Origin of the sequence: Sutcliffiella horikoshii, from assembly GCF_044809035.1 — a bacterium.
GTDB classification, from domain to species: Bacteria; Bacillota; Bacilli; order Bacillales; family Bacillaceae_I; genus Sutcliffiella_A; species Sutcliffiella_A horikoshii_G.
The window spans coordinates 3,847,921-3,871,850 of the sequence record NZ_CP085237.1 but is presented as its reverse complement, the minus strand read 5'-3'; the positions used below and the strand labels follow the sequence as shown (position 1 = coordinate 3,871,850).

The 23,930-nt window shown below is 41.3% G+C and carries 21 protein-coding genes; 15 read left to right on the top strand and 6 right to left on the bottom strand.

The genetic code is table 11. From position 1 onward, the window contains the following. Window positions 1-29: 29 nt before the first annotated feature. Both LG307_RS19975 and galE read right to left on the bottom strand, forming a co-directional pair. Window positions 30-563, bottom strand: coding sequence for a competence protein ComK (locus LG307_RS19975; RefSeq protein WP_404445706.1), 534 nt, complete (start codon window positions 561-563; stop codon window positions 30-32). A gap of 180 nt (window positions 564-743) precedes the next feature. Further along, on the bottom strand, window positions 744-1,757 hold the full coding sequence (galE, locus tag LG307_RS19970) for a UDP-glucose 4-epimerase GalE (RefSeq protein ID WP_404445704.1): 1,014 nt from the start codon (window positions 1,755-1,757) through the stop codon (window positions 744-746). 179 nt (window positions 1,758-1,936) lie between these two features. Here galE and LG307_RS19965 point away from each other — a divergent pair, with 179 nt between their 5' ends. The 3 genes from LG307_RS19965 (at window position 1,937) to LG307_RS19955 (ending at window position 4,874) form a co-directional block, all read left to right on the top strand. After that, window positions 1,937-3,064 carry a glycosyltransferase gene (locus LG307_RS19965; RefSeq protein WP_404445702.1) on the top strand — a complete coding sequence of 376 codons (1,128 nt, stop codon included), beginning with the start codon at window positions 1,937-1,939 and terminating at the stop codon, window positions 3,062-3,064. 152 nt (window positions 3,065-3,216) lie between these two features. Then, the gene (locus LG307_RS19960; protein ID WP_404445700.1) at window positions 3,217-4,260 is read left to right on the top strand and encodes an acyltransferase family protein; all 1,044 of its coding nucleotides are present in this window, start codon (window positions 3,217-3,219) and stop codon (window positions 4,258-4,260) included. 116 nt (window positions 4,261-4,376) lie between these two features. Further along, entirely contained in the window at window positions 4,377-4,874 is a 498-nt protein-coding gene (locus LG307_RS19955; RefSeq protein WP_404445697.1) for a VanZ family protein, read from the top strand. 123 nt (window positions 4,875-4,997) lie between these two features. Here the strand turns inward: LG307_RS19955 and LG307_RS19950 are convergent, their stop codons facing one another. Together LG307_RS19950 and LG307_RS19945 are read right to left on the bottom strand one after the other, a co-directional pair. Then, window positions 4,998-6,377, bottom strand: a complete 1,380-nt coding sequence (locus LG307_RS19950; protein WP_404445695.1) for a Glu/Leu/Phe/Val dehydrogenase — start codon at window positions 6,375-6,377, stop codon at window positions 4,998-5,000. A gap of 173 nt (window positions 6,378-6,550) precedes the next feature. Further along, window positions 6,551-8,179, bottom strand: coding sequence for a diguanylate cyclase domain-containing protein (locus LG307_RS19945; protein ID WP_404445693.1), 1,629 nt, complete (start codon window positions 8,177-8,179; stop codon window positions 6,551-6,553). Between the two features lie 316 nt (window positions 8,180-8,495). Between LG307_RS19945 and LG307_RS19940 the strand changes: the two genes are divergently transcribed. The 6 genes from LG307_RS19940 to LG307_RS19915 all read left to right on the top strand — a co-directional run bounded on the left by LG307_RS19940 (window position 8,496) and on the right by LG307_RS19915 (window position 15,878). Beyond that, window positions 8,496-9,464 (top strand): carbohydrate ABC transporter permease, encoded by a 969-nt coding sequence (locus LG307_RS19940; protein WP_404445690.1) that lies wholly within the window; start codon window positions 8,496-8,498, stop codon window positions 9,462-9,464. Continuing rightward, entirely contained in the window at window positions 9,464-10,291 is an 828-nt protein-coding gene (locus LG307_RS19935; RefSeq protein ID WP_148987365.1) for a carbohydrate ABC transporter permease, read from the top strand. The genes LG307_RS19940 and LG307_RS19935 overlap by 1 nt, the downstream gene beginning before the upstream one ends. Window positions 10,292-10,371: 80 nt before the next feature. Beyond that, window positions 10,372-11,649: an ABC transporter substrate-binding protein gene (locus tag LG307_RS19930; protein WP_404445687.1), complete on the top strand. Its 1,278-nt coding sequence runs from the start codon at window positions 10,372-10,374 to the stop codon at window positions 11,647-11,649. A 452-nt stretch (window positions 11,650-12,101) separates the two neighbouring features. Further along, entirely contained in the window at window positions 12,102-13,898 is a 1,797-nt protein-coding gene (locus LG307_RS19925) for a sensor histidine kinase (RefSeq protein ID WP_404445684.1), read from the top strand. After that, window positions 13,876-14,646, top strand: coding sequence for a helix-turn-helix domain-containing protein (locus LG307_RS19920; protein ID WP_404445681.1), 771 nt, complete (start codon window positions 13,876-13,878; stop codon window positions 14,644-14,646). The genes LG307_RS19925 and LG307_RS19920 overlap by 23 nt, the downstream gene beginning before the upstream one ends. A 194-nt stretch (window positions 14,647-14,840) precedes the next feature. After that, window positions 14,841-15,878 carry a Gfo/Idh/MocA family protein gene (locus LG307_RS19915; RefSeq protein WP_404445678.1) on the top strand — a complete coding sequence of 346 codons (1,038 nt, stop codon included), beginning with the start codon at window positions 14,841-14,843 and terminating at the stop codon, window positions 15,876-15,878. A gap of 131 nt (window positions 15,879-16,009) precedes the next feature. Here the strand turns inward: LG307_RS19915 and LG307_RS19910 are convergent, their stop codons facing one another. Together LG307_RS19910 and LG307_RS19905 are read right to left on the bottom strand one after the other, a co-directional pair. Further along, window positions 16,010-17,374, bottom strand: coding sequence for a hypothetical protein (locus tag LG307_RS19910; protein ID WP_404445675.1), 1,365 nt, complete (start codon window positions 17,372-17,374; stop codon window positions 16,010-16,012). Window positions 17,375-17,629: 255 nt separating this feature from the next. Next, window positions 17,630-18,160 carry a hypothetical protein gene (locus LG307_RS19905; protein WP_404445672.1) on the bottom strand — a complete coding sequence of 177 codons (531 nt, stop codon included), beginning with the start codon at window positions 18,158-18,160 and terminating at the stop codon, window positions 17,630-17,632. Between the two features lie 245 nt (window positions 18,161-18,405). Between LG307_RS19905 and LG307_RS19900 the strand changes: the two genes are divergently transcribed. The 6 genes from LG307_RS19900 (at window position 18,406) to LG307_RS19875 (ending at window position 23,929) form a co-directional block, all read left to right on the top strand. Next, window positions 18,406-19,140, top strand: a complete 735-nt coding sequence (locus tag LG307_RS19900; RefSeq protein ID WP_404445670.1) for an alpha/beta hydrolase-fold protein — start codon at window positions 18,406-18,408, stop codon at window positions 19,138-19,140. A gap of 24 nt (window positions 19,141-19,164) precedes the next feature. Beyond that, window positions 19,165-20,478 (top strand): ABC transporter substrate-binding protein, encoded by a 1,314-nt coding sequence (locus LG307_RS19895; protein ID WP_404445667.1) that lies wholly within the window; start codon window positions 19,165-19,167, stop codon window positions 20,476-20,478. Window positions 20,479-20,556: 78 nt separating this feature from the next. Further along, window positions 20,557-21,300, top strand: a complete 744-nt coding sequence (locus LG307_RS19890) for an N-acetylmannosamine-6-phosphate 2-epimerase (RefSeq protein WP_404445665.1) — start codon at window positions 20,557-20,559, stop codon at window positions 21,298-21,300. Next, the gene (locus tag LG307_RS19885) at window positions 21,251-22,117 is read left to right on the top strand and encodes a MurR/RpiR family transcriptional regulator (RefSeq protein WP_404445663.1); all 867 of its coding nucleotides are present in this window, start codon (window positions 21,251-21,253) and stop codon (window positions 22,115-22,117) included. The genes LG307_RS19890 and LG307_RS19885 overlap by 50 nt, the downstream gene beginning before the upstream one ends. Window positions 22,118-22,136: 19 nt before the next feature. Then, complete coding sequence (locus LG307_RS19880) at window positions 22,137-23,057, top strand: ROK family protein (protein WP_404445661.1); 921 nt, start codon at window positions 22,137-22,139, stop codon at window positions 23,055-23,057. After that, window positions 23,054-23,929, top strand: coding sequence for a carbohydrate ABC transporter permease (locus LG307_RS19875; RefSeq protein ID WP_404445659.1), 876 nt, complete (start codon window positions 23,054-23,056; stop codon window positions 23,927-23,929). Before LG307_RS19880 ends, LG307_RS19875 begins: the two co-directional genes overlap by 4 nt. Window position 23,930 lies beyond the last annotated feature (1 nt).

Here is a 23,930-nt window from a genome sequence, read left to right as displayed (position 1 = left end):
GCAAGATCTTACTAAGTCATGATGAAATGTTAATCTTTTATTTTACGAGATTTTGATGACCGTTTTACTTTTGGGTTTAACGAAAAATTGAACTGTTTGCTTGAACAGAAACGAGTTAACACGACGGAAGCTTTTTTTACCTGTTCATAAATAGTAATGGCAGACACATTCAGGATCAATCGATCATGATTGTTAAATACGACTGCACATCTCGTGGAGGAAATGGCTTCAACATGTGACAAGTGATGAAGAAATAGCCAGCAACAGGCTTCCTGATCGGGTGAATGTGTAGGAATGGCAATAATCCCTTCAGCCTGATCAATAAGAATCGGCGTCTTTTGAATATAATTTGTAAAATGAATGGTGGCAATCCGACGACCATCATAGGTACTGCTGTCATCTAAACAGCCGCTATGCAATATATCTCTAGCGGTGTCATCCGTCATATAGTCACCCTCGATATCCTTAATGTAGGTCTGATACTGAGGATGCCTGTGTGCTTGCAACGCCATTGTTGTAAAGCTAATTTGATATTGGTAAATCACTTGAAACTCTTTCCCCATCGTTATCTAACTCCCTCCCATACCCCTAATTCAAAAAATAAAACGCTTACATATTTATTATAAAGTAAGATAGGTAATATTTACTATAGGTTTCGCGAAAAAACTGGAATTTTGTAGAAAAATGAAAAAGTACCTCCCCTTCATACTAAGAAGGGAAGGCACATACTAGAAAAACTGGATTTATTCCTTATATCCATTAGGATTATTTTTTTGCCATTTCCAAGAGTCTTGACACATTTCATCAAGGCCTTTTTCAGCCTGCCAGCCCAATTCTTGTTTTGCTTTAGTAGGATCTGCAAAACACTCGCCGATATCTCCAGGTCTTCTTGCAACAATTTTAAATGGAACGTCTCTTTCAGAAGCTTTTTCGAAAGCTTTTACCATTTCAAGGACACTATAACCATTGCCTGTACCAAGATTATATGCATTTACCCCTTTATCTGTAAGGACTTTCTCCAGCGCTTTTAGGTGCCCTTTTGCAAGATCCACTACATGAATGTAATCTCTTACTCCAGTACCATCTGTAGTATCGTAATCGTTACCGAATACCTGTAATTGTGGAAGCTTTCCAATTGCTACTTGTGTAATAAATGGCATCAAGTTGTTCGGGATACCATTTGGATCTTCGCCGATTCGGCCGCTTTCATGTGCTCCAATCGGATTGAAGTAACGCAATAAGGAAATACTCCAATCTGGATCTGCGACATGAAGATCGCGCATGATCTGCTCAATCATCAGTTTAGTTTGGCCATAAGGATTCGTTGCACTTAGCGGGAAAGACTCTGAAATTGGCACACTTTCTGGTAAACCATAAACGGTCGCAGAAGAGCTGAACACGATATTTTTCACCCCATGCTCCTGCATCACTTCACACAAGTATAAAGTCCCAGTAATATTGTTGTTGTAATAGTATAAGGGTTTCTCCACAGACTCCCCAACAGCCTTCAAACCGGCAAAATGGATGACTGCCTCGATAGAATGCTCACGGAAAACTTTATCAAGTTTTTCCTTATCTAATAAGTCCACTTCATGGAAGGCAAAATCCCTTCCAGTTATCTCTTTTATTCTATCCAATGAAACAGTATTACTATTTGAAAAGTTATCAACAATTACAATGTCATAGCCGGCATTTAATAATTCTACGCTTGTGTGACTGCCGATGTAACCGGCTCCACCTGTAACTAAAATTGCCATTCTTTTTTCCTCCAATTTCTTGAATTGAATTGACTAAGCTATATTAATCATAATAGAAATCTATGTAGCTTTAAAGTAATAATATAGGAAAACGTGATTTCATGCATTATGAATAAAATGTGATAGAATAGAAAAAAACTATGAGATAATTTCTCTTCACTAATAAAGGATGATTAAAAATGAGAGTATTGCATTTATCGTCGTACTACATAACAAACAAACTATATATGAATTTATTTAAACAATTGTCTACAAAGGGACTCGAACAAGATGTGTTCATTCCTGTAAAAAGCAGTAACAGTATTGGTGTCAATCAATTGCCAAAAGACTACAAGACAGTCCATTATCATTACAAAAACATAGTTAAGCCACATCATAAATTAATGTATTTTAATAAAATCAGTAAACAAATGAAAGAAATCGAAAATGAAATTTTGGAAAAAAATGATATTGATATCATTCATGCACATACGATCTTCAGTGATGGAGGGTCAGCATACAAAATATACAAGAAATACAATATCGATTACGTAGTTTCGGTTAGAAGTACGGATATTAACGCCTTTTATAAATATGGTTTCCATCTTCGTCCTTTTATGTACAAAGTGCTTTTGAATGCGAAGAATATTGTCTTCATTTCTAATGCCTATCAGAAAAAGGTTTTTGAGCTGTTACCCCAAAAGGTACTAGATCAAATAAAGGACAAATGTCTTATCATACCAAACGGAATAGACCATTATTGGCATGAGAATGCTCGCACTATAGACAAACCGGTACCTACTAATAGATTGAAATTGGTTTTTGTCGGGATATTAGATGAAAATAAAAATATTAAAACGGTCATAAAAACATGCGAAATGCTTAACTCACAAGGAATTGATACCACCCTAGAAGTCTTTGGGAGCGGTCCGCTTGAACAAGAATGTAAAGATCTGACGAAGTCACTGGCCATAGAGCAAAAGGTAACATTCCACGGCTATATAACGGATAAAACTGTTATTGCCGATACAATGGAGCAGTCGGACATCTTTGTAATGCCGTCTTTCAGAGAAACTTTCGGTTTGGTATATATTGAAGCCATGTCAAAAGGACTGCCAGTCATCTATTCCAAAGGGGAAGGCTTAGACGGAATGTTCCAAGATGGATTAGTTGGATGTGCAGTAGATCCTAATAGCGCAGCAAAGATTACAGATACGATTCATACAATATTGAGTGACTATGAAAGTATATCAACCCGATGTTTGAAAGAAGCGAAACCTTTTAATTGGAAGAATATTGGTGGGAAATATTTCGAACTTTATAAATGAGTAAACCCCAGAGTTGTTGCTCTGGGGTTTTTTACTTTACAAAAAAACGTCAATTTTATACTGATATATTAATTATTATTACAATTTGGGGAAGATAAGGAGAAACAGTATGAGGGATGTTAGAATGAACAGTATTTGATTGGAGGGCCATCATGAATAAACAGATTTACGAAATATATTGGATAAGGGCAATTGCATGTCTTAGTGTTGTTTTTATCCATGCCCTAACAAGGACTTACACACATTATGAATTGCCTGGGACCACTGTTCAATTGTTACAAACTATACAAATTTTACTCATGTTTGCTACACCAATGTTTATTTTAATTTCAGAAATTATAAGCGCTAGAGTTTATCCAGATTCTTTACCTAAAAGTTTTTTCAAAAAAAGATATCAATTTTTATTGTTACCCTATTTACTCACACCGTTTTTATATGGTTTATATGCATACCTGTTTAAGAATGCTTCTATAGAAAAGGTAAAAGGTAATATAATGGATGATATTTTTCTGGGTGCTTGGCATGGTTATTTTATTGTTATTATATTGCAGTTTATGTTTATTCATTGGATATATATAAAATGGTTCAAAAATGTCTCAGCTTGGGTTATGTTATCGTTGACTTTTGCAATAAATGCAGGATATTTGTACGTTGCCAATTACCAGACAGAATGGTTGCCGCAATTTATGCAAGAATGGCTACCTTTTGTAAGAATGCCTTTTATAGGCTGGATTTTTTACTTTACAGTAGCTTACTATGTCGGAAAGTATTTAACACAATTAAAAGAGAATAGAAAATGGGCATTTCCCCTTTCTTTAATTGCAACAGGAATCACAGGGTACCTATTAGTGAAAATCTTCACTTCTGGAACATACACGCTATTATCATCTGTTAGGCTAGATATTATGTTTTATACAGTGTCCCTCTTTTTTGTACTGTTTTATTTGTTTTCTTTCATTCCCAAAGTTCCAAAAACAATCATGTTTATAAGTAAGTATTCATTCCAGATATTTTTACTCCATTATTTGTCGTTTAATTTGATAAACCTTATATTGCCGGAAATGAACATTAAATGGTATGCCCTTGCTTTATTCTTATCAGGGGTGTTTGGTTCCATTTTACTTGCACGATTAATTAATCTCTTGCCGTTCGGAAAGTTTATAGTCGGGCCTATTAGAAGTACTAAAAAGGCTTAGTAGTAAGATTTTTTGAACGTCCCGTAAACTTTCAACCTGGTGGAGGAAAAGAATGGGATATGCTATACTTGCTTAATGTCAAGTAAGATATTTAACAGTTCCGAGGGAGAAGTAGGATGCGTTTTCAGATACAGAAAAAAGTGGTTGAGGTAGTATCTTGGGGGCTTGTTGTAGGATGGATGGGATTGATTTTCTATCTTTCTGCACAGCCGGGAGAACAATCGGCCGACTTGAGCGGTGGAATAACAGAGTTGGTGAATGAGATAGTAGAACAAGTCGCACCTGCTGCCGAATTTAAGATGGACGAGGTTAGTTTCTTTGTTAGAAAGAACGCGCATTTGTTTGCTTATATGTTGCTTGCGGTCCTTACGTTGAATGCAGTTCGACGGAGTGGAGGACATGGATTTAAGAGCATGGGAGCGGCATTTATTCTTTCTGTCCTTTACGCCATCTCTGACGAGGTGCATCAACTATTCGTTCCTGGCAGAAGTGGACAGGTGAGTGATGTCTTGCTAGATAGCACGGGGGCTTTGGTAGGAATAGTCCTCTATGCTGTTATAAGCCGTGGGTTAGCCAGGAAGCGCCAAACGGAAGAAGCGAACAAAAAAGTCTAATGCAATGCAGTTTAAGTGAAAAGCACAAAAGCCAAAAAGAGAAGGGGAGGCCCTAGTTCTTTTTGGCTTTTTTGGTGTTTGCTTTAGTGCATTAACGCGCAGCGGGTCAGACCCCTCTTTACCTCAATAAAGCTTTCCTTGTCTGTAAAGGACGGTGGAGAGTTTCATGACGGAGTGGATGTAGCAGTTTTGCCTTAGTGGGTGGGGGTCACCGAAGAAGGCTGGGAGTATGGTGTCCATGGTGTTTTTCATTTTTTCTAGCAGGAGTTTGTAGACTTGTTCTTCGGTGTAGAATTGGGTTTCCCGGCCTTGCAGCCATTCGAAATAGGACACAATCACTCCGCCGGCGTTAGCGAGGATGTCTGGGATAATGATGACGCCTTTATTGCTAAGATATTCATCCGCTTCGCTTGTTACTGGCGCGTTGGCACCTTCCACAATGATACCGGCTTTTATTTTTTCTTTATTGTCATCATGTATTTGATCTTCAAGGGCTGCCAGTATTAAGACATCTACATCTATGTTTAAAATGTCCCCGCGATCTCGAATGGATGCTTTAATCTGAGCTTCTTCCAATTGAGTCTCTGTAGATGGCAGGTCTCCGCTGTTTAGTGCGACGTATTTTACTAGTGAAGGGATATCCAGACCGTCCGAGTTATATAAGGTGACATTCCGATCGCTTACAGCTACTACTTTATTTTGCAGGTGCTGACATTGGTAAGCTTCCAGTGCTGCAACAGATCCTACATTCCCAAACCCTTGGACTGCTAAGGACAACGGACTTCCGTCATATTCCAATGCCGTCTTTGCAAATGCATTTTCATTATTGGTCAGGAATTTTCGCTGTTCCTGCAGGAAATCATGCAGCAGATAACGGAATGAGAAATAAACGCCTTTACCTGTTGCCTCGCGACGACCAAGGGACCCGCCGTTTATGACACTTTTACCCGTAAAACTTCCTTTATAGGGCTGGCCTGGACGTATGCTTTTGTATTCCGCCATCATCCAGTCCATCTCTCGTTCGCCAGAACCCATGTCAGGAGCAGGAATATCCTTATCCGGTCCTAAAACATCGCTGAAATATTGAACGTATTTTTTGCAGATTAAATGAAGTTCCTTCACAGAAAAAGACCGAGGATTTAGCACTATCCCGCCCTTACCACCACCATATGGCACATCGTGAAGGGCGTTTTTCAATGTCATCAAGGAAGCAAGGTTAATGACTTCTTCCTCGTTGACAGATTCATGGAATCTTATCCCGCCTTTATAAGGACCTAAAGCATTATTATGTTGAACACGGAAGGCGGGAATTCTGACAACGCTTCCATTTTCGAGTGCGATCCGCAAAAATGATTTATGTAGATGGTTCGGTGTAGATAGGATCGCACCAAGGGAGGTGAATGCCTGCTTTCTAGCATCTCCATCCAATTCCGGTAAAAAAGCAGTATCCGCAAGTAACGCATCCAAAGACTCCTGTACAATCCCTCTCGTCTGACTAGCCATAACTACCACTCCTAATTATCAGTCTATTTAAAAAGTATAACACACTCCAAAAAGAACACCCCCCGAGAAGACTTAACTCGGGGGGTGTAGGCTGAGGAAGTGCTGTGTTGCGTTAGTGCTTTAGTTGACTGAGGGTCAGACCCCTCTTTATCTCTGCACCACACTAAACCACATCAAACGGCGCTGATCTGGTAGTTGTTGCGGCCGGCGTTTTTGACGGTGTAGAGGGCTTGGTCGGCTTTGCGGAACAGTTGTTTGACGGTAGTTCCGTTAGTTGGATAGGTGGAGATGCCAATGGAAGAGGTGGCATGGATCACGTTGTCTTGGATTGTGTATGGGCTTTCCAAGGTGGTCAAAATCCTTTCAGCTATCTTTTCCACTTGCCTCAAATCCTCCATGTCGTGAAGTAGGATGACAAACTCATCCCCGCCTAAGCGAGCAACAATATCACCTTCTCTCACACACTTCACCAATCGTTTGGAGAAAGCAATAAGCAGTTCATCGCCAATTTCATGTCCATACGTGTCGTTTACTTCCTTTAAGTGATCGCAATCTAGGAAGCATAACGCAAGCATGCTGCCATTTTTGATCGCATCACCAAGGGATTCTTCCAGCTTTTCCTCCAGTAGCCTTCGGTTTGGCAGTTCAGTGAGACTATCATGATAAGCTTGAAAGGTAAGCTGTTTTTGCAGTTTTTCTCTTTCTTTCTCAATGCTTCTTTTTTCCGTGATATCTTGTGCAATAATATATGTACCCTTTACCACACCTTTTACGATGATAGGGACATTTGTGACAGATAAATACAAGTCACGTCCTTTAGAATCAGGGAACAATAACTCGAAATTTGCGACCTCGCCTCGTCTAGTCTTATCCAGGTCAAGGTCAGGAACTACTTCTTTTGCGTACTCCACAATATTAAATCCTATAATAACTTCACTGGGAAAGCCGGTAATACTCACACATGCATCATTAATATTTTCAATAATCCCATCTTCATTCACCATGCAAACGGCATTTTTATGATAGGAGAATAATGATTTATAGGCGTCATGGCTTTCTTCCAACTTTTCCTCAAGTTCCTTTAAATGCTGGATGTTGCGGTAGATCATAGAAATGGCCACGACCTTTTTTTCTTCATTCAGGATGGGAGAATAGCTTACAGAAGTATGAACGGATTCTCCCTCTTTTGTATATCTGACAGTCTCCTGGGAAGAAACGGACTGCCCTTCCTTCAGAAGAGATAAAGTATGCAATGTTTGCTTTTTCCATTCTTCTGGGGTTATGGGGAATGAATCCCAAGATTGACCGATCAGTTCAGATGCACGCCAACCGAATTGCTGTGCAAATGCTTCATTCACTTTTAAGACTATCCCATCTGGGTCAATGACAAGCATGGCATCCACTGTATTTTCCACTAATGATTCTAGGAAGATATAATCCTCCGCCTTCTTTTTTAGCGCGTTTATATTTTTGGTTATGGCAAGGACATAGCTACTTACCCCTTCCTCTATGTAGGTAAGGCTTGTTTCAGAGGCGGGAAGATCGCTTACAAATAAGTTCAAATCAGAGTAAGTAACTGACTGCTTAGACTCTATGCACTTTGTATAATGCCAGTCTAGTGAGGTGAAAACAGAAACAGGAAGTACATCTATCAACCTTCTGCCAACCATGTCCATCCCAAGCTTCTGTTGGGCAGATGGGTTCACGCTTGTGTACCATAATTCGTTATTTTTCCATTCTACCAAAAAGACCATGTCAGCCATTTGATCAAAAAATAATGAAAACTGTTGTTTTATATTCATGATATTCCTACTTTTCTCAAGGGATTAACTTGTTTAATTTCAATCAGTTTTACTTAAGTCATAAAAATCCTTATTTTAATTGTAATATAAATGAAATATATTTCTAGGGGTAGGTTATGAAAATTTTGAAATATTGGAATAACATACCGGATACTTAAATTGTATTCAAAATAACTAGGACATAAGTAGGACCTGGGATTCTCAAGGATCTGTCAATTGAGTACCCCTATCTTGTCAATTGAGTGACCCTGAAATGTTAGGCTGACGATTTATAATGTAAGAAAGCGTTTACAAAATAGGCGGTGAGTGAGTAACGATGGAGACTAGAATTGAACCTAAGGTGGATCCTGTTGTACCGAACACTTCTGGGAGGACGAAGTTACGAGATGTGAAGGGCGATCCGAGGAGGAAAGCGAAACTTAAGAGTATTTTGACGTACACGGCTTTTGTTGGGCCTGCACTTATTTTTTTCTTTGTAATCCAGATCATACCGTTCCTAATGGGAATCTATTATTCTTTTACTTCCTGGAATGGTGTCAGTTCTGCGATTGAGTGGGTGGGGCTGGAAAACTACAAGCGGATTTTCACGAATGATGAAGTATTCTTTAACTCTTTCATGTTTACGACGAAATTTATGTTTGCAGCAGTTATTATTAGTAACTTAATAGGTTTCGGCCTTGCGCTGTTATTAAACGCAGCATTGAAAACGAAGAACATACTTAGAACCGTCTTTTTCATCCCGAACGTCATTGGGGGACTATTGCTCGGTTTCATCTGGCAGTTCATCTTCGTCAGAGGATTTGCATCAGTTGGAGAACTTACAGGTCTATCTTTCTTCCAGCTACCATGGCTTGGAGATGAAAAAACAGCATTTTGGGGCATCGTCATCGTATTTGCTTGGCAGATCAGTGGTTACATGATGATCATCTATATTGCAGCCCTTCAAGGAGTGGACAATACCTTACTGGAAGCGGCAAGAATTGATGGGGCCAACAACTTCACCCTTATCACAAAAATTATCATTCCGTTAATTTTACCAGCCTTCACGATCTGTTTCTTCCTGACAATCGCGATGGCATTCAAAATATTCGACTTGAACCTGAGCTTAACAGGCGGTGGGCCATTTAATTCCACGCAGTCTGTAGCCATCAATATCTATCAAGAAGCGTTCCAGAATAACCGATATGGCCTTGGAACGGCAAAAGCAATCATCTTCTTTGTAGTCGTCGCGATCTTCACGACATTCCAAGTAATGGCAACAAAGAAAAGGGAGGTTGAGGCATAATGGATCAAAAGTATACGAAAAGAACCTTTGTGCTGGAAGTCATAGGAATCCTTCTGGCAATCCTGTTCCTCATTCCCTTTTACTTTGTCATCATAAACTCAGTAAAAAGTTTTAGTGAAATACTAATTGACGCGGCTGCATTGCCGACAGAAATCCTTTTCAGCAACTATGCAAAGGTGTGGGAAATCATTCAATTCCCGCGTGCCTTCTGGAATTCACTGATTATCACGGTTCTCAGTAACATTGGAATTGTCGTGATTAGTTCGATGGCTGCGTGGAAAATGGTCCGCACTCCCGGAAAGTTTAGTAAAATATTATTTGTCATCATTGTTTCCGCGATGGTCATCCCGTTCCAAACGGTCATGATTCCACTGATGAAGCTAGGTGGCGCACTGAACCTTATCAATAGCATTCCTGGAATCGTCGTCATGTACTTTGGTTTCGGCGTACCGCTCTCTCTTTTCCTATACCACGGATTTGTGAAAACTGTACCGGTGGAAATTGAGGAAGCAGCACGAATTGATGGTTGCAGCCAGTTTGGGGTGTTTTGGCGGATCGTGTTTCCACTACTCAAACCGATTACCGTCACAGTGGTTATCCTGAACACACTTTGGATCTGGAACGATTACCTACTTCCGCTACTTGTTTTACAGACAGCGGAGCTTAGAACGATTCCGCTCGCGACCAGCTCGTTCTTTGCGCAGTACACGAAGCAGTGGGATATGGGGCTTGCAGCATTAATGCTGGGTATCGCGCCGATCATCATCTTCTTCCTATTTTTACAAAGGCATATCATCAAAGGGATTGCCGCAGGTTCTGTTAAGTAAACTTAGCATGGGCCGCGTCCTTTATGTGGCCTCTGACAAGTTACTATAAAATTTTTATTAAAAACAAGGGGGGCAATTCAATGAAACGTTTAGTACTTCTTTTATTATCGTTGTCGTTGGTGGTTGGAATTTTCGCAGGATGTTCCAGCGACAATTCATCCGGTAACAATAACAACAACTCCGGGGATGGAGATCAAGTAACGCTTAACCTTTTCCAATTTAAAGTGGAAATCGCCGATCAGTTGGCAGAAATGATCAAAGAATTCGAAGCAGAACATCCGAACATCAAAGTTAAGCTTGAAACAGTTGGCGGTGGAGCGGATTACGGTGCGGCGCTTAAAGCGAAATTTGCATCTGGTGAACAACCGGACATCTTTAACAACGGTGGATTCAAAGAGCTTGAGCTTTGGAAAGAGCATTTGGCTGACCTGTCTGAAGAACCTTGGGCAGAGCACGTTCTGCCAATCGGTAAAGTGCCAATGACAGATCCTGAAGATGGCAAGCTTTATGGAATGCCTGTTAACCTTGAAGGTTACGGATTTATCTATAACAAAGACCTATTTGAGGAAGCTGGAATTACAGAACCTCCTACAAATATTACAGAATTAAAAGCTGCTGCTGAGAAATTAAAAGCGGCTGGCATCACACCTTTCTCTGCGGGATACGGCGAGTGGTGGGTAATCGGGCAACATTTACTTAACATTCCATTTGCACAACAAGAAGATCCAGAAGCGTTCATCGCTGGTCTTTACGACGGCTCAGAGAAGATTGTTGGCAACAAGCATTTTGAAGAATTCAAAGAAGTACTTGATGCAGAAATCAATTTTGGTAACGCAAACCCATTAACAACGGACTACAACACGCAAGTAACGCAATTTGCTAGCGGAAAAACAGCGATGCTTCAACAAGGTAACTGGACGGAGAACATGATTTATGAAGTAGATCCAGACATGAACATGGGCTTCCTTCCGATTCCAATCAACGACGATGCAAGTGCTGACAGCCTTCCTGTCGGGGTTCCTAACAACTGGGCTATCAACAAAAACTCTGAAAACATCGAAGAGGCAAAAACATTCTTAAACTGGATGGTATCCTCTGAAACGGGTCAACGCTACATCACAGAAGAGTTCGCCTTCATCCCTGCATTCGATAACATCGAACCTGCTGGACTTGGTGACCTTGGCCAATCTATCCTTGAGTACTCTACTGCTGAAAAAACAGTTCCTTGGACTTGGTTCATGTGGCCAGATGGAGCAAACAAAGAGTTTGCAGCAACAATCCAAGAGTACGCTGCTGGAAGAATCGATTACGACACAGTCCTAGAACGCTTCCAAACTACATGGGATAACTTAAAATAAGCATTATTTTCGAAAAGCATGTCTCATCGCAGGCATGCTTTTCTGGTATAATTAAAAGAAAGAATTAGTATGAAAAAGTAGTTTAGTAGTTCCTCTGAACTGTTGATCTCCGTTCCAGGCGCTTCGCTTTTCTGCGGGCGGTCCGGGAGCCTCCTCGGCAAGCCTGCGGGGTCTCCCTTGTCCCTTCCTCCCGCGGAAGTCTGCGCGCCTTCCACTCCGATCAACGTGGTTTATGAATTAATATAGAAAATAATACCTTTTAATATCATAAGCTTCCCTTGTTTTCTGTAGTGCAAGGTGTGAGACTCCAGCGGGGGAGTAACGGTAGGTTGAGACCCCGGAACGAAGTGAAGAGGCTCAAGCACCGTCCCGCGGAAAGCGAACACCTGGAACGAAAGGAAACAGGAGTAAATGAGACTCTTAAAATGTAAGCGCTTCGGAGGTGAAGGGTCATGTTTAAAAAGAGCATACGCAACAAACTGATCGCACTCCTCTTAATCATCACGATCCTCCCATTCGGAACGTCGATCATCATTACATACTATCAAACAAAAGAAGCCTTCAAAGACCTTGTCGTCCAAGAAAACAGCAACCTTCTCTATCAAGGAAAAATAAATCTAGAAAACTACCTGGAAGAACTAAATAATCTCACCCTATCACTCTACAACAATCCCGATTTTATCAACTATATGCGGGCACCCGACAAAGAAGATAACTATTTGACGATAGGAATTGTGCGAAACGTGCTGCAGACTATCCTATACGCGGAGGAAAATATCACGAGGGTGCAGATTTCTTTTACAGAGGAAAACAGGGGGATTACCGCCTCTAAACGTTCCACTGTCGTCTTCTCTGATCGCATCTCCAATGCTTACGAAGACGCCTATAAACGCGCCCAGCTCAGTCCATACAACTACAATATCGACACCAGCCAGCTTCAAGAAGGGCGGAATGTTCTTTATGTTCACCGGGCCTTGACGAATGTGCCATCTGACAACGTGCTAGCTTTTATCACACTTGAAGTCGGTACCGAAAAAATCCTGGAGCTAAGCGAGAACCTGTACAACAAGGAGAATGAAGAATTTTTCATCCTCTCTGCAACAGGTGAGTTGATTTATAGCTCCAATCCAATGGTCGCTTCCAAGAAGGAAGAACAGCAATGGATTCCGGAGATTATGAATTCGGAATCGACACAAGGCACGATGGAATGGGACAACGGACAATTTCAGGGCGTGATGATCTATGACCAGACAGAGCTTGCGGTAGGAGGATGGATCTTGGTGAAACGGGTCCCTTACACCACGCTTTATGACAACGCCTTTGTAGTCACGAAGATTAACATATTCTTTGGTCTAATCGGCTTGTGCTTGGTCATTTTGGCTTCGCTTATTGTTTCTTTTAAAATTACTTCTCCAATCAGGGTGCTGCTCCAAAACATCCAGCAAGTAAAAGAGGGGAACATGAATGTGCAATTTCCGTCACTTGGCAATGATGAGATTGGTATTTTAGGATATCGTTTTAAACAGATGATGGAGCGAATCAATCTTTTGATCAACAGGGAATACAAATTGGAAATTGAAAATAAAACGAACCAGTTGAAAGTGCTTCAATCGCAGCTTAATCCGCATTTTTTATACAATGCCCTTCAGTCCATCGGGACGCTTGCCTTGAAAAACAATGTACCGCAAATCTATACCCTTCTGACCCATCTTTCGAAAATCATGAGATATGGGATGAATATGGAGGAGGATATGGTTCCGCTTAAAAAGGAAATGAACTATTTGAAAGCTTTTCTTTTGCTGCAAAAAGAGCGGTTTGGGGAGAACTTTGAATATGAGATGGAAATAGAAGAAAATGCGATGGACATAGGGATTCCTAAAATGATTCTTCAGCCGATAATCGAGAACTATTTCAAACATGGATTTGATATAAGGGAAGGAGTCGGCAAGATTAAAATCTCTGGGAAAATAGTCGATGAGTATCTTCACCTCACGATCCGGGATAACGGTGCTGGTGTTACTGACAGCCGGTTAGGGGAAATTTACCGTTTGTTAACAGAAGGAAAAATGGCTTCCGAAGTAGAAGAAACCAATATAGGATTAAAAAATATCTATACACGTTTGCAGCTATACTACAATAATTTGGCAGCGCTTCTTTTAGAAAATCACCGTGACGGAGGATTTATGGTGACATTGAAGCTTCCGCTAGAAGTTGGAGGTGAAAAAAGTGAAAGCAATAATCGTGGATGACGAAAAGCATGTGCGGGACGGGCTGCAGCTGTTGGGAAATTGGAAGGAAAACGGGATAGATACAATCTATGAAGCAGAGGATGGGGACGAGGCGATCATGCTGATAAAGCAGTATCGCCCGGAAATCATCTTTACCGATATGGCCATGCCGAAAAAAGATGGAATAAGCCTGCTTAAGTGGATTGCGGATGCGGAACTGACAAGTGTGACCATCGTGGTAAGCGGATACGATGATTATACGTTCATGCGGAATGCCATTTATTATAAAAGTTTTGACTATATTTTAAAGCCGATTGACCCGGATCTTTTGAATGAAACTTTAGAGCGGGCGGTGAAAAAATGGAAGGAAGAAGCGTTGGCCAAGAGGACGATGAGTTCTGCAGGGGATGTGGAAACGATTCCTGTTCGCTCTACGGAGGCGGCTTTCATTTCAAGTATGGAAAAGATTGAGGAATACCTCCGTGCCAACTATCAACAGGACATTGCGCTTCAAGAAATTGCGGATCGCTTTTACTTGAGCCGCGAGCATATTTCCCGCAAGTTCAAGCAAGAATACCATGAAACCATTACCGATTATGTGACGCGGATCAGGATGGAGAAGGCAAAGGAGCTGTTGGGGAATCCGAGTTTGAAGATTTATGAAATTGCTTATCATATTGGTTATCAGAATGAGAAGTATTTTAGCAAGGTGTATAAGAAGTTTTTTGGTGTGACGCCAAATGAGTATAGAAGTAGTTTAGTAAAATAGTTAACACCGCTGTTCCTTTCCGCACTGGGCTTCGCTTTCCTGCGGGCGGTCCGGGAGCCTCCTCGGCTTAAACGCCTGCGGGGTCTCTCCTGTCCCTTCCTCCCGCGGGAGTCTTCGCCCTGTGCTCCAAGCAACAGCTAGAGTATCTTTGTGCATTACTATTTTTGGAAAATACATATAAATGAGGTGCAGATATGAGTCAGTTACGTATGGGAATTATCGGGGTTGGGGGTATTGCGCAGAATCGCCATATCCCGACATTTTTGAAGATGAGTGAGAAAGTAAAAATAACAGCGATCAGTGATGTGAATGAAGAGACGGCAAGGATGGTAGGAGAGAAGTTCGGAATTGCCAATGTGTATGCTCATTATGCAGATATGTTTGAGCATGTGGATGCGGTGACGATTTGTACGCCAAACAAGTTTCATGCGGAGATTACAATTGCAGCTTTAGAAGCAGGCCTGCATGTGTTCTGTGAAAAGCCGATGGCGATGCGACCGGATGAATGTGAAGCAATGGTTGCTGCGGCTGTGAAATCAGGCAAACAGCTTGCAATTGCGTACCATTATCGTTTTATGAAGGAATCGGTGGCAGCGAAACGTTTAGTGGATGAGAACGAAATCGGGCGGCAGATTGTTGCCAGAGCACGTGGCATGCGCCGTCGCAAAGTACCTGGATGGGGTGTGTTTACCAATAAGGAGTTGCAGGGCGGAGGAAGCTTGATAGATTATGGTTGCCATCTGCTTGATCTTTCCTTATGGTTGCTTGGAAATCCGAAGCCGGTGGAAGTGATGGGAACGGCCTATAATGAGTTGAGTAAAATCCCGGGGCAGGTAAACCAGTGGGGCAGCTTTGATCATGAAACGTTTGAAGTGGATGATCATGTAACTGCTTATATCAAATTTGAAGGTGGAGCTTCGTTGCTGTTTGAAACGTCCTGGTCAGCGAATGTTAAAGGAGACGAAGAGAGTATAAGTATATCTGGCCTTAGCGGAGGGGTGGACCTGTTTCCATTCCATGTCAACCAGATGAAGCACGGCATGCTGTTAAATACAGAAGCGGACTGGGTGCCTGGCAAAGACGACCCAAGTCTTCCGCAAGCTGAAAACTTCGTAAACAGCTGCCTCGGACTAGAAGAACTAATCGTCCAACCACAACAAGCCATGCAAACCTCCCTCATCATCGACGCCATCTACCGCAGCAGCGAAACCGGCAAAAGTGTCAGCCTATAACAAGGGAGTAGGATGGGGTTTCGACATCGGAGGGGAAAATCCTTTGAGGGTCTGACCCCTTTTCAAAATAAAAAAGCAGTCCAGAAATTCTCCCGAATCCCTGGACTGCTCTTTTTTATTCTCTACCTATATTATCGTCTAAATAGGTCGTTGTCTTGTTCGTTGAATAGGTTGTTGCGTTTTTGGGTCATTCTTTCTTTCTTGCGGTCTGAGAAAGGGCCTTCTGGGGTGCCTTCTTCAAACAAAGGCGCATCATTTTCTTCGGTGTAGCGGACATTTTCCTCATGCATATATATTTCCTCTTCTGTAGGAACAGCAGTCTCATCTTCCGGAGCATAAATGTCACCAGGTTCTTCTGCTTCATAGGATGTTGGTTCATAGCTATCCATCAAAGGCTGATCTTCTTCGATTTCCTTTAATGTATCTTCAAAGAGAATGGGGCCCCGTTCCTCTGAAATACTAGCTTCATGACTACTTGCAGATTTAGAATCTACTGATCTAGTAGAGGAGGCTCCTTGCCTTTCCGTAGAGCGGAAAAGTGGCTCTTCATCCTGACTGTGGCTCATATCCCCAGTGGTTTCTTCCAACTTCACCCCTAAAGGCCCGTCAGAAACCACTCGCTGGTCATAGACATCTTCCTCATACGGTTTTTCCATAGGGAAGGGTTGCCCATGTTCATAGAGTAATGCTTTGTTCACATCTTCCTCGGAACTGTTTTCCGCATAACGTTTTCCGTTATTAATCTTTGAAGGCTGCTCTACAGTTGAATGTTCCTCTATATCGAATTCTGGGTTTACCTCCAGTTCCATTGTAGTTGCTTCGTTCGTCACACTTGCCTGATCATGGAGGGATATCACCTCTTCACGAGCATAGTCTTTTTCCCACTCAGCAGGATCACCGCTTAAAAGTTGCTCATCAAGCGGGATGCTTCCATCTATGTTGGAATCAGGCACCGGGCGGTTAATAGAGGTACTTGATTCTACCATTCTCTCTTCCTGTGAAACTACATGTTTCTCGGTTTTTAAAGTCTCGGTACTTTCCTCTAAATGCAGGGAAGCTTCGTCCGTCGCATATCTTTCCATCCGACTGTCTGTCAACGATGCTTGACGCAGTTTCATGCTTGAAATCGGCTCTGCCAGTACAAGCACTTTCCCGACTTTCACGTCAAACTCGTAGCGGTATGCTTCCTCTTTGGCAATGCCCATCTCCATCAACGTAACAGCAACGCTTTTATTTTCAGGTGTGAAAAGGCTCTTAGGGGTAACGATGGAACTACTTGGGTTGATGCTGGAATATTCTTCATTCAGCTGAGCTTCTCTTTCACTAGAAGTACGCGAAAATCCCCTATCGCCAAAACGTTCTACAATCCCACGGTTATCACGAATAATCCAGATTTCCTCCGGTTGATAGCCTTCTGACTGCAACCAGTCAATCTTGGCAAGTGCCTCTTCTTCCATTAAATATGAACCAATAACTTCTTTACGTTGCTCGATCATGCAACTTCCTCCTTAGAGTGCTGTAATAAGAATTACATACCCAGAAGAGTAAAAACAGTAAACCAACCTAGAAAATAATTCAATAAATAATGGTGTAAACAGTAAACAGAAAAAAGGACCTGAAGCGGGGTGGCCTAGGTCTTTTTTGTTTTACAGAAATAGCTTTCTCAAAAGTTAATTCCAAATCCGACCGCTGTACCCCTTGGGAATCCTGCATTTCCAATCGCGGTTAAACCAACGTTTGTTTAAAAAATACTATTCTCCGTTTGCCTGTTTTTGTTTAGTAGAAGGAAACGAAATGGCAGTAAGTGAACGATCTTGAACCTCCACGCTTGCAATATTTTGGTTGGGCAGGGTGATATGGTTCACTTCTAAGTAATACGTATAACTGCCAGGCAGCGGAATAATATCCGTCCAAGTAATCTTTGTTGTGTTAATAATTGTTTTCTCACAATCATTTTGTCCAAATTGATTAATCAAAGCAAAACTTTCACTTGTTAAAGGAGTTGTCTCCCGCAACAAGGAAAACTCCACGATAAAACTATAGGCAGGATTGTTTTCCGTGAGGATAAAAGCTTCGATCATCGCATCCAACTTTACTACCTCATTTGGAAAATGCGTCTTCACCTTCAACTCAATGGCTTGCGTTGGCCTATCCGCTTCGATCCCCAACATTTCATCGCTCTGATTAAAATAATACCTAGGCTCCATGCCTTTTGGTTGCACGTCACAATTACAAGGCACCCGGCAGCCGCAACTTTTTCTCCATTCAAAATATAAGGACATTGAATAATGCCTCCTTTAGACATACTATCCATTCCATAACATATGCTTGTCACAGCCGTTTGGCGCGGGTAGGAGCCTTGAATTCACGATAAAAATATAAAAGGAGCATTTCTCCACCAAAAAAATAAATTTTGGAGAACATATTCACAAATCTATTTTCATATGCTAGGATGAAAATAGAAAGCGGTTACTTGTACGAAAGAACGTTTTAAAGTGATGAGTCAGACCACTTAGAGGTGATGCATTTGATCGAGCCTGAAAATAAGGTCATACAAAGTGTCTTTTTGCAAAGGGGCTTTAAGTATGGTTTGTTGTCGTATGGGCCTGAGTGTAAAGATGTTGGAGTCTTGTTTGTTCAGGATGGTTGGGATTACCTCGAAATTGGGAAGATCCAAGAAGTTCTAGGAAGGCAAATGGATGGAACCAGAGTAAATGGCAAGTTAGGAATTCTTCTTGTACTTTTACCACCTGGGACATCTAAAGAAAGATATCACTATTATCATCCTTATGGAGGACAGCATCAGGAGTATGTGGACTTTTTTACTCAAGAGCTAGTTCCTGACGTTCTTGAAGACATAAGGCTTCAGGGCAAGGAAGTAAGAAAAATGGGCCTTCTTGGCGATTCTCTTGGAGCGACAGTATGTCTTACTATTGCTATGCAACAGCCAAGTTTATGGACAGATTTACTCCTTCAATCAGGCGTGTTTCCAGAGGTGCTATGCGAAAAACTGAAAGCGCTTCATATGGAGAAGAAAGAATTCCACTGGAATGTCTACCAAGTTGTAGGGCTTCAAGAAGACAACTTTTATTATGCACTATCAAATGAAGTGTTCCACATCTTAACGCACAACAGGAAGTTGATGGAATTGTTTTCTTCACTATCTATGAATCTTACATACTACGAAGAAAACGAAGGACATTTATGGACATTTTGGCAGAGGGATTTGCCGCGTGCGTTGGATTTTTTCATCCATAAATAAGCAAACAAAGGGGAGAATTAGAGAATGAAGAGGTCAAAATTTTGGTTAGCTTTCATGATGATGTTTACACTGGTATTTGCCGCTGCGTGCAGTAGTAACAATTCTACGACAAACAATAACAGTGAAGGTACTGGAGAGTCAGATTCTAATGAGCAAGTGGAAATTGAATTCTGGACAATGCAGCTTTCTCCAACATTTGATGACTACATTAACGGCGTAATTGCTGACTTTGAAGAAGAGAACCCGAATGTGAAGGTAAAGTGGGTAGATGTTCCTTGGGGTGATATGGAGACGAAGATTTTAACATCTGTCGCATCTAAAACTGCTCCTGATGTAGCGAACTTAAATCCTCAATTTGCAGCAAAACTTGCAGAACTAGATGCACTAGTAAACATGGATGAAATGGTTCCGGATGATGTACGTAGCCAGTATTTTGAAGGAGTATGGGCTTCTAACACATTTGATGGCAAAACATTTGGTATTCCTTGGTACTTATCTTCACAAGTAACTATGTATAACACAGATATTTTTGAAGAAGCTGGATTGGATACAGAAAAGGCTCCATCCACTTTTGAAGAGTTAAAAACGGTAGCAAAGCAAATTAAAGATGAAACAGGAAAATATGCATTCTTCCCTGCACTAGATGGAAGCCATCTTTTGGAGTCCATGGTTATGATGGGTGTGGATTTAACGAATGAAGATATGACTAAAGCAACATTTAATACAGCAGAAGGAAAAGAAGCATTCCAATTTTTCGTGGACCTTTATGAAGGTGGTTATATTCCACGTGAAGTTTTGACAGAAGGACACTCGAAGGCGGTTGATTTATATCAAGCTGGTGAAATTGCCATTTTAGCTTCTGGTCCTCAATTCCTGACAATTGTTGAAGAGAATGCTCCGGATATTTTAGCAGCAACAAAAACGGCTCCAATTATTACTGGGAAAACAAATAAAAAGAATGTTGCAGCGATGAACCTTGTGGTTCCAAAGCAATCTGAGCACCAACAAGCGGCTGTAGATTTCTCTATCTTTATGACAAATGCAGAGAATCAAGTTGAATTTGATAAGCTAACTGCAATTCTTCCATCTATTGAGACAGCTTTGGATGATCCATTCTTCAATGAACTTCCGGCTGAACCAACTCCAATTGATGAAGCGCGAATCGTATCTGCTAGCCAATTAAAGGACAGTGAAGTACTGATTCCTCCAATGAGCAATTTTGAGGACCTTCGCACAGCGATGAATGAAGCATTGCATGCAGCGATGCTTGGTCAAATGACTGTGGATGAAGCATTAGCGCAAGCTGAAGCAAAATGGAATGAAATCCTGGCACAATAACGAACACAGAAGAAGGGGAGTTTTTATCGGTAAACTCTCTTTCTTTGTTTACTAGATAAAGAGTACGGTGGTGAAGACATGACCAACAAACAAATATTTCAACAAATCAAAGGGAAATTAATCGTTTCCTGTCAAGCACTGGAGAATGAACCTTTACATGGTTCTGAAGTGATGGCTAAAATGGCCAAAGCTGCTTATATAGGTGGCGCTTCTGGCATTAGAGCGAACGGTATAGAGGACATAAAAGCAATAAGACAAGCGGTAGCTCTACCAATCATTGGTCTTGTAAAGAGAGAGTATCCTGATAGCGAAGTGTATATTACTGCAACAAAAAAGGAAGTGGATGAGCTGATAGAAGCAGGCGTTGATATCATCGCCCTTGATGCGACAAGCAGAACTCGACCTAATTCCGAAACGCTTGAGACCTTAGTAGCATACATAAAAGCCAATAATATTCTGGTCATGGCAGACATCTCCACTTTTGAAGAGGGGCAGTTTGCTGCAGAACTTGGGGTTGATTGTGTGTCTACTACAATGTCTGGGTATACAGCATATTCTCCGCAAAAGCAGGAACCTGACTTTTATTTGTTGAAAAAGTTAGTAAAAGAGCTATCCATTCCTGTATTTGCGGAAGGTAGGATTTCCACTCCTGAGGAGGCAAAACGTGCTCTGGATTTAGGAGCATTTGCAGTGGTGGTTGGATCTGCCATTACTCGCCCGCAGGAAATCACAAAAAGTTTTGCAAAAGTTTTTGAAAAGGAAGTGGCAGGATATGATGGAAGTGCAAACAGTGTCAAAGAGCAGGTTAGGCGGATTAATTAATAGTTATTACCCTTCATTGACTAAATCAGAGCAAAAAGTTGCCTCAGTAGTTTTAGAGCAGATGGAAAAAGTTCTTTACTACTCAGTAACGGACCTTGCGGATGTATCGGAGGTAGGGGAAACGACGGTTCTAAGGTTTTGTCGAAAGATTGGGTTGAAGGGTTATCAAGAATTCAAACTTGCCATTGCAAAGGACCTATCCTCCATCAACCATGAAATAGAAAATAATAAATCGGATGAAAACAAGCCAGCCAGCCTGGTGGCATCCATCGCGAACAATACAAAGAATGCCATTGATGAAACGATGAATAAGTTAAATCAGGAAACACTAGATGGGATTATCGAGCTTCTTTTAAAAGCAAAATCTATCCAATTCTTTGGGGTGGGTACTTCAGGACTAACAGCTTTGGATGCTAAAAACCGATTTTTACGGTTCGGTTTCCGATCAGATGCCGTCATCGATCCCCATTTACAATCAATGACAGCTGCCACACTTGGAGAAGAAGATGTTGTGATTGGATTAAGTGTTTCTGGGAGTACGAAGGATACGATTGACTCGTTGAAAATCGCAAAGGAAAATGGCGCAAAAATCATTGCCATCACTTATTATGTGAGGTCCCCAATAACAAAGCTTGCTGACATGGTAATGCTAAGTGGAGGCAAGGAATCCCCCCTTGAGGGAGGATCACTTGCTGCGAAGATTGCACAACTCTTTGTGATCGATCTGTTATGCACAGGACTTGCTGTAAAACAGAAGGAATATTCTTTATCCATGAAAGAAAAGACGGCAAGAGCCGTTATAGAAAAAATTTATTAAGCAGTAAGTTGGTGACAAGATGAATGTAATTGGTGTGGACATTGGTGGCACTGGAGTTAAGGGCGCAATCATCAGTAAGGAAGCAGAAATTTTGCAAGAGGTGAAGGTCTCTACCAATATAGCAGAAGGTAGGGAAGGCATCTTGCGCTCTGTTGTATCTGTAATCGATTCCTTATTCCGGAATAATATTCCTATTTCTGGAATTGGTTTAGGGTCTGCAGGGAGGATAGATCCTGAAAAAGGAGAAGTGGTCTATGCCACTGCAAACCTACCAAATTGGGAAGGTACGAAACTGAAAGCCTTCTTGGAAAAAAAGTACGAAGTGGAATCTTATATTGAGAATGATGCAAATACAGCTCTACTCGGAGAAATGTGGGCTGGCGCTACTCATAAGAAACAAATAGAAACTGTAGTTATGCTTACACTTGGTACAGGAGTTGGAGGAGCTACTGCATTAAACGGAAAAATACTTAACGGTAACAGGTTTCAAAGTGGAGAGTGGGGACACGTCATTCTTATTCCTCATGGCAAACCGTGTAACTGTGGAAAAGAAGGCTGTATTGAACAATATCTATCAGGTACAGCGTTGATACATGCCGTTCACACTGAAACGGAATTCTCTTTTACACATGGTGCTGAGATTTTCGAAGCATACTCAAATGGAAATAAACAGGTCAAAAAGGTGGTTGACCAATATATAGATTATTTGACTATTGTCATCTACAACATCACTGTTGCAATCGATCCTCAAGCCATTCTTATTGGAGGAGGTCTCATCGACTCCAAAGCACACTGGTGGCATGAACTTGAAAACAAATTGAGAAATATGGATGTAACGACTGCAGTCTTACCTGCTTCACTTGGCAATAAAGCTGGAATGTTCGGGGCGGCAGCAATGGCACTTCAACATGTTATAGAGAAAAGAGGGGAGTCCGTTTGAAAAGAAATCCTTTAACACCATTTTTGTTTTTAGTTCCAGGATTAATTATCTTGGGTGCATTCATCTTCTACCCTATGCTACATGCCATTTGGCTCAGCTTCACTAACTACAATATTGTCAACGATGCCGAATTTATTGGTCTTGAAAACTATCAAGCTCTATTTGAAGACCCGTTGTTTTGGAAGGTATTGGGTCAAACGCTACTTTACCTGATCATTGTCGTACCTGCACTTGTAGTGTTACCAATCTTCCTTGCCATCCTAGTTAATAAACAAATAAAAGGAATCGGATTTTTCCGTTCTGCTTACTACATACCGGTAGTTACGTCCATGGTGGTCGTAGGAATTGCTTGGAAATGGGTTTATGCCGACCAGGGGGTACTTAATTATATTCTTGATTCTCTTGGTGTGATTTCAGCTCCTGTAAACTGGCTGACTTCCACTTCGACTTCCATTTTTGCTGTCATGATTGTGACGATTTGGAAGGGGCTTGGCTACTATATGGTCATCTATCTTGCAGGCCTGCAATCCATTCCAGATGACCTTTACGAAGCTGCAGATATTGACGGTGCTAGCAAGTGGAAACAGATTTGGCATATAACAGTTCCACTCTTGATGCCTTCCATTATGATTGTAACCATTATGTCTTCTATTTCAGCAATGAAAGTTTTTGAAGAAATCTATGTCATGACAGGCGGTGGGCCACTCAACAGCTCTAAAACACTTGTATTCTATATCTACCAAGAAGCTTTTGAGAAACTGCAGATGGGGTATGCGAGTGCTGCAGGGGTTGTATTATTCTTAATTACATTAATTTTCTCCGTTATCAACATCAAATTCATGAACAAAAAAGAAAATGTAATAAAGGGGTGAT